Origin of the sequence: Spirosoma flavum (assembly GCF_042686045.1) — a bacterium.
In the GTDB taxonomy this organism is placed as follows: domain Bacteria; phylum Bacteroidota; class Bacteroidia; order Cytophagales; family Spirosomataceae; genus Spirosoma; species Spirosoma flavum.
Genome location: NZ_JBHUOM010000048.1, coordinates 244,796 through 260,784, shown reverse-complemented (window position 1 = coordinate 260,784; position 15,989 = coordinate 244,796). Strand labels below are relative to the sequence as shown.

Annotated in this window: 16 protein-coding genes; 6 read left to right on the top strand and 10 right to left on the bottom strand. The window is 45.7% G+C overall.

Annotated features, from left to right (window positions below; all coding sequences use genetic code 11):
* Positions 1-4 precede the first annotated feature (4 nt).
* Positions 5-832, bottom strand: coding sequence for a UDP-2,3-diacylglucosamine diphosphatase (locus ACFS25_RS30160; RefSeq protein WP_381508691.1), 828 nt, complete (start codon positions 830-832; stop codon positions 5-7).
* A 112-nt stretch (positions 833-944) separates the two neighbouring features.
* Between ACFS25_RS30160 and ACFS25_RS30155 the strand changes: the two genes are divergently transcribed.
* Positions 945-1,577, top strand: coding sequence for an acetyltransferase (locus ACFS25_RS30155; protein ID WP_381508689.1), 633 nt, complete (start codon positions 945-947; stop codon positions 1,575-1,577).
* A gap of 90 nt (positions 1,578-1,667) precedes the next feature.
* Here the strand turns inward: ACFS25_RS30155 and fcl are convergent, their stop codons facing one another.
* Positions 1,668-2,609 (bottom strand): GDP-L-fucose synthase, encoded by a 942-nt coding sequence (fcl, locus tag ACFS25_RS30150; RefSeq protein WP_381508688.1) that lies wholly within the window; start codon positions 2,607-2,609, stop codon positions 1,668-1,670.
* Positions 2,610-2,779: 170 nt separating this feature from the next.
* Here fcl and ACFS25_RS30145 point away from each other — a divergent pair, with 170 nt between their 5' ends.
* The gene (locus ACFS25_RS30145) at positions 2,780-3,745 is read left to right on the top strand and encodes a toxin-antitoxin system YwqK family antitoxin (protein WP_381508686.1); all 966 of its coding nucleotides are present in this window, start codon (positions 2,780-2,782) and stop codon (positions 3,743-3,745) included.
* Between the two features lie 36 nt (positions 3,746-3,781).
* Here ACFS25_RS30145 and ACFS25_RS30140 read toward each other — a convergent pair whose 3' ends face one another.
* The 3 genes from ACFS25_RS30140 to ACFS25_RS30130 all read right to left on the bottom strand — a co-directional run bounded on the left by ACFS25_RS30140 (position 3,782) and on the right by ACFS25_RS30130 (position 7,063).
* On the bottom strand, positions 3,782-4,591 hold the full coding sequence (locus ACFS25_RS30140; protein WP_381508684.1) for a tetratricopeptide repeat protein: 810 nt from the start codon (positions 4,589-4,591) through the stop codon (positions 3,782-3,784).
* Between the two features lie 72 nt (positions 4,592-4,663).
* Positions 4,664-6,097, bottom strand: a complete 1,434-nt coding sequence (locus ACFS25_RS30135; RefSeq protein ID WP_381508682.1) for a DEAD/DEAH box helicase — start codon at positions 6,095-6,097, stop codon at positions 4,664-4,666.
* Positions 6,098-6,166: 69 nt separating this feature from the next.
* Positions 6,167-7,063, bottom strand: coding sequence for a fructosamine kinase family protein (locus ACFS25_RS30130; protein WP_381508680.1), 897 nt, complete (start codon positions 7,061-7,063; stop codon positions 6,167-6,169).
* Positions 7,064-7,152: 89 nt separating this feature from the next.
* On the opposite strand from ACFS25_RS30130, the gene ACFS25_RS30125 reads away from it, so the two are divergent.
* Positions 7,153-8,367: an anhydro-N-acetylmuramic acid kinase gene (locus ACFS25_RS30125; RefSeq protein WP_381508678.1), complete on the top strand. Its 1,215-nt coding sequence runs from the start codon at positions 7,153-7,155 to the stop codon at positions 8,365-8,367.
* A 367-nt stretch (positions 8,368-8,734) separates the two neighbouring features.
* Here ACFS25_RS30125 and mog read toward each other — a convergent pair whose 3' ends face one another.
* The 3 genes from mog to ACFS25_RS30110 form a co-directional block, all read right to left on the bottom strand.
* Positions 8,735-9,259, bottom strand: a complete 525-nt coding sequence (mog, locus tag ACFS25_RS30120; RefSeq protein WP_381508676.1) for a molybdopterin adenylyltransferase — start codon at positions 9,257-9,259, stop codon at positions 8,735-8,737.
* Positions 9,260-9,334: 75 nt separating this feature from the next.
* A complete protein-coding gene (locus tag ACFS25_RS30115; protein WP_381508675.1) occupies positions 9,335-11,155 on the bottom strand; it encodes a glycosyltransferase in 1,821 nt (606 codons plus the stop codon).
* 95 nt (positions 11,156-11,250) lie between these two features.
* Positions 11,251-12,273 carry an isoaspartyl peptidase/L-asparaginase family protein gene (locus ACFS25_RS30110; protein ID WP_381508673.1) on the bottom strand — a complete coding sequence of 341 codons (1,023 nt, stop codon included), beginning with the start codon at positions 12,271-12,273 and terminating at the stop codon, positions 11,251-11,253.
* An 81-nt stretch (positions 12,274-12,354) separates the two neighbouring features.
* Between ACFS25_RS30110 and purU the strand changes: the two genes are divergently transcribed.
* Positions 12,355-13,263 carry a formyltetrahydrofolate deformylase gene (gene purU, locus ACFS25_RS30105; RefSeq protein ID WP_381508671.1) on the top strand — a complete coding sequence of 303 codons (909 nt, stop codon included), beginning with the start codon at positions 12,355-12,357 and terminating at the stop codon, positions 13,261-13,263.
* On the opposite strand, the gene ACFS25_RS30100 is transcribed toward purU, so the two are convergent.
* Positions 13,253-13,993 carry a copper homeostasis protein CutC gene (locus tag ACFS25_RS30100; protein ID WP_381508669.1) on the bottom strand — a complete coding sequence of 247 codons (741 nt, stop codon included), beginning with the start codon at positions 13,991-13,993 and terminating at the stop codon, positions 13,253-13,255. The genes purU and ACFS25_RS30100 overlap by 11 nt on opposite strands.
* A 315-nt stretch (positions 13,994-14,308) precedes the next feature.
* Between ACFS25_RS30100 and ACFS25_RS30095 the strand changes: the two genes are divergently transcribed.
* The gene (locus ACFS25_RS30095; RefSeq protein WP_015329640.1) at positions 14,309-14,530 is read left to right on the top strand and encodes a DUF2795 domain-containing protein; all 222 of its coding nucleotides are present in this window, start codon (positions 14,309-14,311) and stop codon (positions 14,528-14,530) included.
* Between the two features lie 79 nt (positions 14,531-14,609).
* Here ACFS25_RS30095 and ACFS25_RS30090 read toward each other — a convergent pair whose 3' ends face one another.
* Positions 14,610-15,098, bottom strand: a complete 489-nt coding sequence (locus ACFS25_RS30090) for a sterol desaturase family protein (RefSeq protein ID WP_381508667.1) — start codon at positions 15,096-15,098, stop codon at positions 14,610-14,612.
* 213 nt (positions 15,099-15,311) lie between these two features.
* Between ACFS25_RS30090 and ACFS25_RS30085 the strand changes: the two genes are divergently transcribed.
* Positions 15,312-15,980, top strand: a complete 669-nt coding sequence (locus tag ACFS25_RS30085; protein WP_381508665.1) for an AlbA family DNA-binding domain-containing protein — start codon at positions 15,312-15,314, stop codon at positions 15,978-15,980.
* Positions 15,981-15,989: the final 9 nt, after the last annotated feature.

The window sequence follows — 15,989 nt, the reverse complement described above, 5'->3', positions numbered from 1 at the left end:
GGAATTAATTGATCTGAATGGATAAATTATTAGTTGGTACCTGTTTGTCCTGATCTTTCGATGGAATGGCTTCTTCAACTTCATCTAAATCGGATGTGTAATAGAGCAAACTCCAGTTACCACTATGGTCCTCTACTAAGGCACTGAGCGACTCAACCCAATCGCCGGAATTCATATAAATAATACCGTCAAGTTCGTGAATGGCAGGCTGATGGATGTGTCCGCAAATAACCCCATCGCAGTTTCGGGCGCGGGCTAATTCGGTTAGTTTCTGTTCGTAATCGGAGATGTAGCTAACCGCCTGCTTTATGCGGGATTTAATCTGTTGTGAGAGCGAGTAATAAGGCAAGCCCTGCCAGGTGCGGTAGTGGTTATAAAACTTATTAACCCACAGAAGAAACGTGTACCCTATATCACCCAAATAAGCCAGCCATTTCATGTGCGAGGTGATCGAATCGAACACATCACCGTGGGTAACGTAGAACTTTTTTGTCCCGGAAGTAAGTGTATAATCTTTCCTGATTGAGAAGTTTTTGCCCACTCTTAGGGGCATTACCTGATCAAGAAAATCGTCGTGGTTACCACGTAGATAAATAACTTTGGTGTCGTAATGAACGATTTGCCTTAAAACCGTTTTAAAAAAAGCGGTATGTTTCTTTTTCCAAGTCCCGTACTGTTTCAATTGCCATCCGTCAATGATGTCGCCGTTGAGAATTAGCTTCTGGCATGAGTAGTTGCGCAGGAATTCGGTGGCTTCTTTTGCCTTCGACCCGGCTGTGCCGAGGTGTATATCCGACAGAACAATCGTGCGAAACTGGGTACTTAATTTCATGAACGAAACTAAACTCCAGACGTTAAATAGGATTTACCATAGCATTATCAAATTACTAACATTATAAGCGTGTTGAACAAGTGGTTCACATTGACTTAATAAACCAAGATAAATGGAAAATCCAGTGCTTATTTTCGGGGCAGGCAACCTGGGACTGACGGCTTTAGACCTGTTTCAGCGCAATAACGTAGTGGTGTATGGCTTGCTGGACGATAACAAAGACTTGCATAGCAAAGAGTTCAATGATGTATCTGTGTTAGGCGAAACAGACGATGATGGTTTCCTTAAACTCATTGGTCAAAAGTGTGAAGCTTTCGTCGCTATTGGCGATGGTCGCGTTCGAAAAAGACTGGTCAAAATGCTCAACGAACGGCGCAAGGTGCAACCAGTAAATGCCATTCATGATACGGCAACTGTATCTGCTATGGCCACTATTGGTCACGGCAACCTGATTGCCGCCCAAGCCGTTGTGAATTCGTTTGCCGAAATAGGCCAGCATTGCATGATTCAGTCTGGTGTCATTATTGAAAGCAAGGCTAAGCTTGGCGACTACGTCAACGTGGGTACCGGAAGCTTGATCAATAGTGATGTAACTGTTGAAGAAGGGGCCTTTATTGGGAGTGGAGTAACAATCATAGCCGGTGTTACTATCGGTAAAAACGCCCGCGTTGGAGCAGGCTCAGTTGTTGTTGAGAACGTCGAGACTGGAACGACAGTGTTCGGGAATCCAGCCAAGAAGTTATAGTAAAGACCGCACAGCCGAGGCTGTGCGGTCTTATAATCGGATGTTTTTAAAAAAAGTACTGACGCACAGGAGATGCCAGGCAGGGAGACCCTATTCGACGTACAGTACCTCGTTCGCCAGGAAATCCTGGTATGTTCGTTCGAGGCCCTCTTTCAGATCGGTTGTATGTTTCCAACCCAAGTTATGCAGTCTCGACACGTCCATTAGTTTACGAGGAGTACCGTCTGGTTTATCCGTATTCCAGCGGAGTTCGCCGTCGAAGCCAATTGTTTCTTTAATCAGTTCAGCTACTTCGCGAATTGTAACATCTTCACCGGTACCAATATTGACAAACAGGTCGTCATTATAAGTTTCCATAAGAAAGAAGCACGCGTCGGCAAGGTCATCGGCGTGGAGAAATTCCCTCATTGGAGAGCCAGTTCCCCAGACTTCTACCGTGGGTTGCCCATTAATTTTAGCTTCGTGAAACTTGCGAATTAATGCGGGTAATACATGTGATCCCTGCAAATCATAATTATCATTGGGACCATATAGGTTCGTTGGCATGGCCGAAATGAAGTTACAGCCATACTGACTCCGGTAAGATTCGCAGAGTTTAATGCCCGTAATCTTGGCAATCGCGTAAGGCTCGTTTGTTTCTTCGAGGTAACCGCTCAGCAGGTATTCTTCCTTAAGTGGCTGAGGAGCTAACTTTGGATAGATGCACGATGACCCCAGAAACAACAACTTCTCAACGGCTGTCTTATAAGCGCTGTGAATGATGTTTGACTCAATCATCAGGTTATCATACAGAAAGTCGGCTCGATAGGTATTGTTAGCCAGAATGCCCCCTACTTTAGCTGCGGCCAGAAATACGTACTCTGGCTTTTCCTGCTGAAAAAAATCCGCCACTGCTGCCTGATTACGTAGATCCAGTTGCGACGAAGTGCGGGTGATAATGTTGTTGAAACCTTCAGCTTGAAGTTTACGAACAAGAGCCGAACCAACCATACCTCGGTGTCCGGCAACATAAATGCGAGCGTGTTTTTCCACAGAAATTCAAGATAAACTTAGCCGCCTGTAAGGTAGACGGTGATGGATAAAATAATACGGCTTTATATAACGTTGCAAAACTAACAAACTTCAGGCACCAATCGTTTGTCTATGCCATGTTTGCATCTAACTTGAAACAACTGATCTTAATCTTATTATTCACTGGTCAAGTGACTACTGCACAGGCCCAAGCGATTCCATCGGCTCCGGCTTCGCTCACAACTGCGGCAAAGCCAGTCCTGGCTCCGTCGGGTGCGCCTGCGTCTCCATTATCGGGGTTCTCGTCCCTACCTTCATCGCTCACAACCCTCGGCTTACCAACCATGTCGTCGTTGAAAGAGCAGAAAGATGCCTACTTGGCTGGTATTATGCCTGACTTAGGCTTGAAAGTAAAACAACTTAAAAAGTTAAAAGCTGATCGAAAAAATAAACATAAACTGTCGAAAACAGAGTATGAAGGCTTGTCAATGATTAAAGCTTATACGAAACTCGGCAGTGGCGAACGGACAATTGTGGAGGAATTTTACGTCATGCGCGACAAGGATGCCGTTAAGCCATTGCCTTATATTCGGGAAGTTTATCGCTACTATCAGAAATCTGCCCGTGTAACAAGCTCTATCGTTCGTGATGAAGGAGCGGGTTTATTACTGCATGGTCCCTACAAACGCTATCAGAACGGCGATCTGGTCGAAGAGGGATATTATTATGCCGGCATGAAAGATGGCCGGTGGGAGAAATATGACAGCAAGTTTATGTTGATAGATAAAGTCCGCTGGTATCGGGGTGTTCCGGCAGAGTCACAACTTGTGTATTACGATTCAACGCATCATAAAATCAAGGAGATTATTCCCATAGAATACAGCAAAGTAAAAGGCCCTTATATGGCTTTTTACGAAAACGGCTTGCTGGCCGAGGAGGGGAAATACGAAAACGGCGTAAAAATTGGTCGCTGGACGGAATATTATCCTGTTAACCCTAATGGTCGGCGTATGCGTCGTAAACTAACGCAATGTGCCCGTGATCAATGGGATACCACTTTTGAGCCTTACACGATTAGTGAATGGGACGAAAAAGGTAAACTGACCTACGAACGAGCGAAGGAAAAAGTAATTGAGGAAGAAGAAAGTGAAAATTGACAAAGTACGTTTACAACGTAGATGGGCTGTCTCTCGTTATTTGAACACGCCTTTCGGATCAGGGTGTTTAGCCAGCAATTCGCTTAAGTAGCTTAAATCAAGTACAGACAGATCCAGATTACGGGCCTGATGAAAATAATCCCAGGCTTTCAAATAATCAGCTTTGAGATACGAGACAACTGAAAGTTTTTGGTACGATGGAGCACTACTCGGACTTATCGACACTGCTCGTTGCAAATATCCTTCCGCTTCAGTTAGCATATCGCTCGTTGGCTTTTCCTGATACTGCTTAATTTCTATCGTTGCCAGATCTATCATCAACACAACATTACTATCAGCTACCGCGAGGCCCTTTTTTAGCATCCGGATCGCGTTCGTCAATTGATTTTTCTGATAGCAAATCACCCCCAATCCCCAGTACGCATCGGCGTTTCGATCATTAAGTAGCCACGATAAATTAAAGCGGTGGGCAGCTGTATCAAGCTGCCCATTGGTTACATAATCCCAACCACGCGCTGCAAAAAAATCGCTGGCTTCGGGGCGGCTGGCAAAGTTGCGGTCACAGTCGTTTAAAAAATGTACCTCTTCATCAATCTGTGCCGCTGTTTTAGGCTGCTCACCAAATAGCGGCAGAATGTTTAGAGACTCGCTGGCAGTCGCTGTTACGTCGGTCGAACTAGCTTCTGCGGGTGGTTGCATAATCGCTTCCACACTCTTTTGATCGGGTCGGACTGGCCGAACTGAATCACCCGAACGTGCCGATATAATAAGTTGCTTCGGTTGAGCTGCCGATAAAAACGGTAACGCAAACAAAGTCCACTGTATCAGATTTGTCCGAACATTCATAGAAAGTACTATATCAGGGGTTTTGTTTCGATACAACGAAAAGAAAATCCAACTTAGTACATTAGCGGTCTATTACCGACGTCCTCCGCGTGTACCAGATTTCTTCGCGCCACTTGATTTACTGCTCGCTGCGCTGCTATACCTGCGGTTTGAGCCACTTGAACGGGCACTCCCAACACCCGGTGTCGCTGGCTTTTTCGTACCTGGCACTTTAACTTTGGTCTTTAGTTGTGCTTTACCACCAGGAGGCATATTGGACGCTTTTTTCTCGTGAAAAGCTCCTAGAAATGTTGGATCTTCCTTGCGTCGTTGCTCGTCAATTTCGCGCAGCATAGCCTGCTCTTCTTCGAAAGGGGTTTCCACGACTTCAATCTGGGGCGGCAAAGGTTGCCGGGGAATCGTCATGCGAATAACTCGTTCAATCTTTTGCACATGATACTCCTCCGCTTTTGTCAAGAATGTAATGGCCTCCCCGGTGTGGTTAGCACGGCCAGTTCGTCCAATTCGGTGCACGTAATCTTCGTAAATCAACGGCAAATCGAAGTTGATTACATGACTTACTTCGACCACATCAATACCGCGAGCGGCCACGTCTGTTGCCACCAATACCTGAACGTTGCCTTCTTTAAAGGCTTCCATTGCATTGATACGTGTATTCTGCCCTTTGTTGGCATGAATCACCCGAACTTTATCAGTGTCTACTACTTTGCGGGCCAGAAACTTATAGATATTCTCAGCGGTGCCTTTGGTTCGGGCGAAAATGATAACCCGCTGAAAAGACTCTTTTGTGATAAGGTGGTCCAGCAGATTAATTTTGGTGCGGAAGTTTGGAACTTCGTAAATCACCTGACTAACCATTTCAGCGGTCGATGCCTGGGGCGTCACTTCTACCTTTATGGGTGCTTCCAGAAATTCTCCTGATAGCCGTTCGACCCGTCCGCCAAAAGTGGCCGAAAAGAGAAGATTTTGCCGCTTGGTCGGAATAATTTCCAGAATAGACCGAATCTGGGGCATGAACCCCATATCCATCATCTTGTCGGCTTCATCAAGTACCATCGTGCGAATATCTTTCGTCACAATCTCGCCGGAACGATAAAGGTCCATAAATCGACCTGGAGTCGCTACAAGAATATCTACTCCTTTGCGAAGCGTTTCAATCTGCGTTTTCGGCCCAAGCCCACCATATATAGCGAGATGACGTAGATCAGTATACTTTCCTAATTCGCTGATGGCTTCGTTAATTTGCATGACCAACTCGCGCGTCGGAGCCATAATCAACGCACGGGGATTTGGCCCCTGTGCGTATTTGACTTTCATAAGTATTGGCAGCAAATAAGCCGCTGTTTTTCCCGTACCAGTTTGGGCAATGCCCAGCACATCATGATTTCCCAGACTCAGTGGAATCGTTTTCTGCTGAATAGGTGTCGGTTCTGTATAACCAAGTTCGGCTACGGCATTAAGCAACTGCCGATTTAAATCGAACTGTTCGAATGAAGTAATTTCCATAAATTCTGGGCCAGTTTCCCAACTGACCATGTGATATTCTAATGAGCCAATCCTCTGATTAGCCCAAATTCAAAACTGTTTTAATACGCGCTCTACGCCACTAACATAGCCTGAGCCAAACAGATTCACGTGAACGAGCAACGGGTATAGGTTATAGATAGCCACGCGCTCGGCGAAACCATCCTGAAGTGGAAACGTTTCATGATAAGCCTCATAAAAACGATCATCAAAACCTGCAAATAATTTAGTAAAAGCCAGTTCAGCTTCGCGGAAACCATAATAAACGGCTGGGTCAACCAGGGCAGGTTGTCCGGCCTCGTTGACCAGCACATTACCCGACCACAAATCACCATGAAGCAGGGCAGGCCGTTCATTCGGAATCAGGTCAGGCAAACGTTTACGAAGCCGAAACAATGCGTCGTAAGTCGATTTGGACAATAATCCTTTATACAAGGCCAAACCAGCCTGAGGTAGCAACCGATGCTCGAAAAAGAAATCATAGCCGTTAGGCGTAGGCGTATTAGTTTGCGGAAGCGAACCGATATAATTCGCAAAGTTTAATCCAAACATTGGCTGCGTGTGCGAGTGCAGAACGGCTAATGAGCGACCAAGGGTTTCCCAATACGCCTGGTCAGGGTTACCTGGATCAATATATTCCAGAATGAGGTATGCTTTATCTATGTGATGGCCATACCCAATTACCTGCGGAATCTGCAAGGCATCGGTCTCACGGAGTAAATCAAGCCCTCTGGCTTCGGTCGCGAACATATCGGGCTGATCTACGAGGTGTGGATCCAGCTGATTCCATTTGACGAAAAAAACGCCTTCCGATGAAAATACCTGGGCCGCCAAGTTTATACCGCCCCCTGACAGAACCTGCATTTCAATAACTTGAACCGTCTGGCCTAAGGCTGAAAATAGAATACTTTCAAAAAAAGAAAATTGCTCGTCGCCCCAAAAATCCATGCGTTATTTGCGTAATGTCTGTTTAAGCGAGAATGCCAAGCTTCGAGTTGGGGCATTCGACAGAACAGTCAGAATCAATTAGTATGTTTATGAATCTACAAATTCAGCACCTTTACGACATTGCCCGAAAGCCCGACCGTCGAATTATTGGTCTCATGTCGGGTACGTCTCTCGATGGCCTTGATGTGGCTCTGTGCCGTATTTCGGGTAGTGGGCTCGAGACAACTGTTGTACTCGAACGCTTTGCCACCGTTCCCTATGACGATGATCTGAAAAATGAGATTCGCACTATTTTTGCCAAGACAACTATCGTTTTTGAGCAGCTTTGTTTGTTAAATCCATACATTGGTCGACTTCATGGTCAACTAATTCTCGACTGTCTACACGACTGGGACATAGACCCCCGTGAGATAGACGCGGTAGCCAGTCATGGTCAAACTGTATATCACGCCCCCAAAAGTCAGCACCGGCGCGATAAGTTCCCGAATGCTACCCTCCAGATCGGCGATGGTGACCACGTTGCGGCTGTAACAGGAATTATTACGTTTAGTGATTTTCGGCAGAAACACATCGCGCATGGGGGTGAAGGAGCTCCATTGGCCGTTTACGGAGATTATTTTATGTTTTCAAAATTAGGCGAGAATCGTATTTTGCTCAATATGGGTGGTATTGCCAATTTCACCTACTTACCCGCCGATGGAGATGCCAGCACTGTTTTTACGACTGATACAGGCCCAGGCAATACACTTTTAGATGCATATGCACGAAAATTTTTGAACAAGCCGTATGATGAAGACGGGAGGTTAGCGGCTCAGGGTCAGGTTAATCCAAACTTACTTCGGGCGTTAAAAACGAACCCATTTTTTGACGCTGTCTTCCCGAAAACAACCGGCCCTGAAGTATTTAATGTCGCGTATGTTGAAGAAGCGCAGGCTCGCAGTCAGACCACCAATTTACCCGCTGTAGATATGATGGCAACCCTCGTTCAATTCAGTGCTGATACCATTGCCGATGCCATCCGTCGCATTTTACTAAACTCCAACAATGAAAAGAAAGAAGGCGATTTTTGCATCTACATGAGTGGGGGAGGAGCGCACAACCCTGAACTAACTGGTAGACTCGAAAAATTACTGCCTAATTGTGCGTTCGGATTAACAGATAGTCTCGGCATTAACGGCGATGCGAAAGAAGCGGTACTATTTGCTGTTTTAGCGAATGAAAGCTTAGTTGGTGGGAACACTTATTTCGGCAATAGGCAGGGCGTTCCAACAGTCACGATGGGAAAAGTGAGTTTTCCACAGTGAGACATATATAAATTGTATAACTAATGTGTTAATGGTCAGGAATTCTGAGGTTTGGTAAGCGCTGACTGTCACGCTATATATATGGCAAGCAAATTGGCTTAAGCAAATGTTGGATTTTTCTTTATTTTGCATCACGGTCCAAGACAAAAAGCCATGAATCAGAGAAACCTATTTACGCAGTTGAAGGGCCTGTCGTCAGAGTTGAAAAAATTCCTGAGAGATGTAATCCGAGGTAGAATAAAAATTGACGTTGCGTAGTAGGACGTCGAATAAGCAGCAACACAGCTTATGAAATAAGCTGTGTTGCGAGTAAATCAATGAGAGGATAAGTAAATATTCTTTTTAGCTTAAGTCGTTGGCTGGAACGCTAGCTTTTTGGCCGGAATACCTTCATCTTATCCTCGTGTGTGGTCAGAAATGGGCCACCAATAAGGTCAATACAATAAGGAATAGCGGGAAACACAACCGACAAACATTGCCCGATAGCTTTGGGTTTGCCTGGCAGATTTAAAATAAGCGTCTGGTTGCGGATACCAGCCGTCTGACGCGATAGTATAGCTGTCGGGACGTATTTTAGGCTTTCCTGACGCATCAGTTCGCCGAAACCGGGCATCATTTTTTTACAAACGGCTTCGGTGGCTTCGGGCGTTACATCACGTAAGGCAGGGCCGGTGCCACCCGTCGTCACAACCAAACAGCACCCCTCCGTGTCGGCCAGTTCGATCATTGTCGCTTCAAGTTGATCCTGTTCGTCGGGAATAACTCGATATACGGGCTGCCAGTCGCAGCTTAGCCATTCGGTTAGAAAACTAACAACTGCCTTACCCGGAATATCTTCATATACGCCCGCGCTGGCCCGGTCTGAAACGTTGATAATGCCAATTTTTATCATAAAAATATACCAGTCATGGACAATGAGTAATAGTGGGCTGGTTTTCACTCCTATTATTCATTGTCCATGACCTTATCAGAATTTTTTTCGCTTCAATGCCAGATCGTGCGCCGTATCGTAATAGGAGCGAAGGCTAGTCCAGTCGAAAACATCGGCAATGCTCTCAACGCGATTCCGTTGCTGAATGCGGTCACGCTGAGCCATCCTGACAAAACGATAAAGTACATCCGTTAGCTGATCGGCGGCTTCATTGAACGACTGTGTCCGGCGGTTGATAACATAAATACCTCTATTTTCGTAGTCACGCATGATTTGCATGATAAAATCACCAAAGCCCGATTGGTCGCTGGTAACGGTTGGAATACCGCGCACAACGCATTCTAACGGCGTGTATCCCCACGGTTCGTAATAGCTTGGAAAAACACCAAGGTGACAACCACGAACAAATTGGCTATAATCTAAGCCAAAAAGAGGGTTAGTAGAAGCAATGAAGTCGGGGTGATAGACGATTTTTACCCGGTCGTACTCGTTATTGACCAAATTAGCCTTTCGGATAAACCGAGTCATATCGTCTTCCTGAACCAGATTATGGGTGACAAAAGGCGGCAGGTGCTTGGTTTTCCAGCTTTGCACTGTTCTCCGGAGACGAAGTCGCCAGTATTCATCGACAAAGCCATTCAAATCAGGTAATGTTGTTCCCTGAGGATCAGATGCTGCTGCTTGAAACAACCGCTCGCCCACTTGCTTTTCAATGCTCTCGCAGGTTTCCTGAATTTCGTCGAGCAAGGCCCTTGAGTGAAGCACCTCGGGGTTGATGGATGTATAGGGCTGTTTGGTGACCATAAACATTACCACCGTCATGTCCATATTGGCCTCTCGCATTCGAAAATTCAGTCGGGCAAGGGCTTCCAGCGTTAGGTCATAGCCTTTGTTTGTAAACTCAAACCGGCCTGATGTGAAGAAATACAGCGTTTTTTCAAGATCGAATGAATAACTCTGGAAGAAGTGACCCATGATAAACTCATGAATCTTTTGCTTGTATCGAACGTGCAGATTCTGAAACTCGTGGACTGCCGCAAACCGAGTTACGTTTAGTCCATTTGGTAGGACAAGATCAGGATTTCGGCCCAGAAATACTTCACATTCGCGCGCTGTTACATCGCTGACAGTTGTAAAAACGTGCGCTTGCAAGGCCGCCAATCGTTCTATAGTTGCCTGTGTTTCAATGCCGTAGTGCTGCGCTTCGCGTTTCCAGTCAAAAAACGGGAGCTTACCGTAAAAGCCGGGTTCGTTCTGAGCCAGATAACGACCAAGCATCGTTGCGTGCGTAGTGAACACGGTTGCAACTTTTACGTTGTTTCGGCGCAGGTCGGGCAAGCCAGTACTGGCCATCCATTCGTGGAAATGCGCGACGAAATCAACGCGCCGGGCATGGTCTTCAGCTAAGAGTGAAATAAACACCCGAACCATCTCGCCAAAGACAATTGTCTGATTAACAAGGTCTTCAATGTTCAGAGTCGAGAGTTGATGATTGATCCAAAGCTGAGTCTTTATATCATTTAGCTGGTCAATACTAGTGCTACTAATATCGAAAAGCACGACACGCGGACGTCCGGTAACAAGCCAATAGCCATACTCGACGCGGTAGCCTAATTGCCTCATTTTACGAACAGTTTGCCCAATTTCAGTTTCGTCGGGTTCGGTAATGGGTTCAAATTCAGCGGCTGCGCGTTGAGGAAAATAAGGGCCTATTGCGACATAATTATCATCCCACTTTTCGACCATTGCCGGTACTTTTGACCGGATAACTGTATAAATTCCACCTACTTGATTACACACCTCCCAGGCGATTTCCAGTAGTAATTTCCGCTTCGATGTTGAGAATGCCGCTTCCAAATTAGTTAGTTGTTTTGGCGCAATGGTTAATTATAATGACTTTCAGAGCCTTTCTTGTGCAAATAAACAATATAAACAATAAGAGATAAATTTGTTTATTTTAAATAAGACTTGGCATCTGTCACTTGCGTTTGTTTATTCTGAGATAACGTATAACTAAACCCAGGCTGAATACTAAAAGCACCGTACTCGCCCTGCTTGTTCACCGCCAGGAAACCGACCTGTATATCTTTGAACTCCTGCTTCTTAACAATGCGTAGTGCCGCTTCTTCACAAGCCTGCTGCGGTGTTCGCCCTTGCCGCATCAACTCCACAACTAAAAAAGAACCACAAGTTCGCATAACCAACTCACCCAGCCCAGTAGCGCAGGCCCCACCAATCTCATTGTCAACAAATAAACCTGCTCCAATAATAGGAGAATCACCAACGCGGCCGCGCATTTTGTAGGCTAAACCGCTTGTTGTACAGGCTCCTGAAATATTACCCTGATTGTCTATGGCTAACATGCCAATAGTATCATGTCGCTCAATATTAGCGATGGGTTTGTATTTAGCTGTTTTAAGCCATTCGCGCCATTCTTTTTCGGCCTTTTTTGTGAGTAAATTTTCTTTTTTAAACCCCTGTGAAAGCGCAAAGTTGAGGGCACCTTCACCACTAAGCATTACATGAGGTGTTTTTTCCATAACTGCTCGCGCTACTGAAATGGGATGCATAATGTCCTCAAGAAATGTAACAGAGCCTGCATTCCCTTTCTCGTCCATAATACAGGCGTCGAGGGTAACATGACCATCACGGTCAGGGCGACCACCATAGCCAACGCTCATATCGTCTGGGTCGGCTTCCGGTATGCGAACTCCAGCTTCAACCGCATCCAGTGCGCTACCGCCCCGATCAAGTACGGCTTGAGCGGCAGCATTGGCTTTGGGTTGTTTCCAGGTCGAAAAGACCATCGGAGCAGAGGGTGGTAACTCATTCCTTACCGGGTCAAGGGGGGCTGGTTCTATAAGGGCATGAATTCCTTTTGCGCCAACGGTGGGTAAGTTTGAGTGACTAAACGACAGCGAAGGAAGAAGCCCGGCCAGCGAACTAAGAGTGAGAAAACGGCGTCGATTTACCATGCATGAAGAGGCTTAAAGCTCAAATTAAAGGAATAAACACTTGGCATTTACTACTTTTAACTGATTTATTCGAAACGATGTATGACGGTTCCCGATAAACATATATTGCTCATGGATGGCCCCGATAGTAAGGGCCTGATTTATCACGTAACAGGCGTGTTGTTCCGTCGTAACCTGAATATCATTCACAACGATGAGTATGTGAGCCCGTCGGGACGTTTTTTCATGCGAACAGAGTTTGAAGGTACGCTCGACAGTGCCGCTTTATTAAGTGAATTACAGACAGAGTTGCCCAATTCAAGTGATCATACTATTGATGATGCCCATGTCCTCCCTGATAAGCCAGAAAATGTCGCTGGTCAATCAGGCATTACATTTCGCTTAAATCCCAAACGCAAGAAAAATATTGTTGTGATGGTGACGAAGGAGCACCACTGCCTGGGCGAGTTATTGATTCGCTATGCATTCGATGAGTTGGATGCTGATATTCTGGCTGTTGTGAGCAATTATAATCTTTTGCAACCGCTGGTAAGCAAGTTCGGAATTCCGTTCCACTACATTTCGCACGAGGGCAAAACCCGCGACGAACATGAGGAAGCTATTTTACGGACGATGGCAATCTATGAGCCAGAATATGTTGTATTGGCTAAGTATATGCGCGTGCTGACGGCTGGTTTTGTCGATAATTTCCCGAACCGAATTATCAACATTCATCACTCATTTTTGCCGGCGTTTGTGGGGGCTAATCCATATCGTCAGGCTTATGAACGGGGCGTTAAAATTATTGGTGCAACGGCTCACTTTGTCAATAATGACTTAGACGAAGGCCCAATTATCGCCCAGAATGTGAAAGAAGTGGATCATCGGCACACGGCAACGGATATGTCGACAGAGGGTAAAGATGTAGAAAAAATTGTCTTGTCGCAGGCGTTGAAATTAGTTTTTAACGACCGGGTATTTATTTCGGGGAATCGAGCGATTATTTTGTGACTGATCGAGTGTGCTCAATCACGGCTCTGATTTTTTCTTCACTAGCTTCGATGTGTTCATATTCATCTGGCACAACGGAAGCCATTGATACTAATGGCTGGCGAAAAACCATGTCGCTGTCTTCTTTCTGACTACCACTTAAATGCAGCGCATCAGCACCCGTTTCGATAAGTAGCTGAGCATTCTTGGCATTCACTCCGGCACCAGCCATAATGTCAATTCGTCCGGCAGCCTGTTGCGTTAGTTGGCGGAGTATCGATAAGCCATTTTCGGCCGTTTGTTGCTGGCCGGAGGTGAGAATACGGATAGCACCAGTGCGAATAATGGCTTCGAGTGCTTCAAATGGGTCGCGGGTCATATCGAACGCCCGGTGAAAGGTAACGGGTAAGGGCCTCGCCAGATCGATAAGTTGTCGGGTTTGGATCTCATCGACCGTACCGTCGGCTTGCAAAACGCCCAACACAACACCATCGACACCAATTGTTTTAGCCAAACTTATGTCGGCTTTCATAACAGCCAATTCTGATTCTGAGTATAAGAAATCGCCCCCCCGTGGCCGAATCATTACGTATAAAGGAATGGTTAGGTGCTTGCGTGCCAGTTGAATAAGTCCCGCACTGGGCGTAGTTCCGCCTTCGGCCAGACCACCGCATAATTCAATTCGGTCGGCCCCGGCTCGTTGAGCAGTTAGGCAAGAATTGAGCGAATAGGCACATACTTCAAGTAGCATAAGCGGTGTTACAAATGAATGTGCGACGTAAATTTGGTAAATCGCCGTTCTACGTTTATTTTGGCTAAGATTGGGTAACGAAAGGCAGCACTAGCACAAAGCAAAATAAATTATCGATGCTTCACACTCATTTTCGAAATGTGAAATAGCCGGTTTATTTGCTGGAATAGAAACAAACGTTGGTTTTATGCGTTAATGGCCTAAATCGTCAAAAGAACAACCGAGAACATTTTTACTAAAAAGAGCTTGGATATTAACGGTTTTTTTACTTTTGCACCCATATTAGAAAATAGTCATTAAAATATCGAATACACTATGTACTGGACACTCGAACTTGCATCCTATCTGGAAGATGCCCCCTGGCCTGCCACAAAAGACGAACTGATTGACTTTTCGATTCGCTCTGGTGCCCCGCTTGAAGTAGTTGAGAACCTTCAGGAACTCGAAGACGATGGTCAGCCCTATGAAAGTATTGAAGAAATTTGGCCGGACTATCCAACCAAGGATGACTTCTTTTTCAACGAAGACGAGTATTGAGTCGTTTGGGTAAAAGGCAATAAAAAAGGCGTATCCATTAATCTGGGTTACGCCTTTTTTGATACAGACTGTACGCTGATTAAGCCGATGCCGATTTTGAGTTGGTTTCGGCCTTTTTGCTTTTTACTGACCGGTCATATTTTTTGGGTGCGTAAAGAAAGCCAAACGCTTCGGCTCCCGCTCTTGTGTGCACTTTGTGGTGGATATAGTGCGCGCGCATGATACGCTGCATATATCGTCCACTGGTGTCGATCTTCATCTTTACGCGTCGATGGACGATGATATCATGGAAGATAAAATAGAATAACCCATAGAGGGTTACGCCCGCGCCGATCCACGTTAAAAACTGTAATTCAGGAATCTCTACACCCGTAAAAATCAGACCAATAGCGGTTATGCTGAAAACAACCGCAAACAAATCATTGATCTCAAAAAAACCGTTGTGATGATTGTGGTGATCGCTATGCCAATTCCATAAAAAACCGTGCATAACATATTTGTGCGTAAACCACGCAACACCTTCCATAAAGAGGAAAGTCCCTAAAACCAAAGCAACATTTACCAGCATTTTTGTGTTTCTTAAGTAATACAAATTAGAAGCCGACAGGCACTTGCATCGCTTCCTTTCTGGCTATCAGATTATCTACTTCACTAACGGTTTGTGTCATTGAAAAGTTGGCAGATATAAGCCTTGTTTTTAACGAAAAATAGAAAAACAGGCCAACTACTTGCAAGTTTGTGAGAATCCCGTATCTTTAAAAGTAAGTCAGTGCTCAACCAGATGAACCCATCGGTTATGGACTATCAGGCACTCAAAAACCTGGTCAGACGGGGAGAGGGTAGCAATTTAGAGTTCAAGCTGAAAACGAATCATCCCGAAAAAATCATTCGAGGGGTGGTTGCCTTCGCCAATACAAACGGCGGGACCATGCTCATCGGCGTCAGTGATGACAAGAAGATTCCGGGGTTAAAATACGCCGATGAGGACGAATATCTGCTCGTCCGGGCAATCAACAATTTTTGTTTTCCACGTATTTCCTACACCATAGAGCGAGTACAGCTTTACGACGAGCGCGAAGTTCTGGTTATTCGGGTGCCCCGTAGTCCAACTCGCCCGCATTACATCATTCCCGACCCAGCCGATCCCGATACGAAGAAAGCTTATGTGCGCGTGGATGATAAGTCGGTGCAGGCCAGCCGGGAAGTGCGTGAGATTCTGAAAGGTGAACAGGCCGAGCGATCTATTCGCTTCAGCTACGGTGATAAAGAACACAAACTCATGCAGCATCTCGGCGAACACAACAGCATAACGGTCGATCTGTTTGCGTCCATTGCTGGTATTTCGCGTCGAATTGCCTCCCGAACACTTGTGTTGCTGGTGCTGGCCAACGTGCTTGAGATTCATCCCAGTGATGTAATGGACAAATACACGCCGAGAGCAATCCAATAGAGTTTGGAG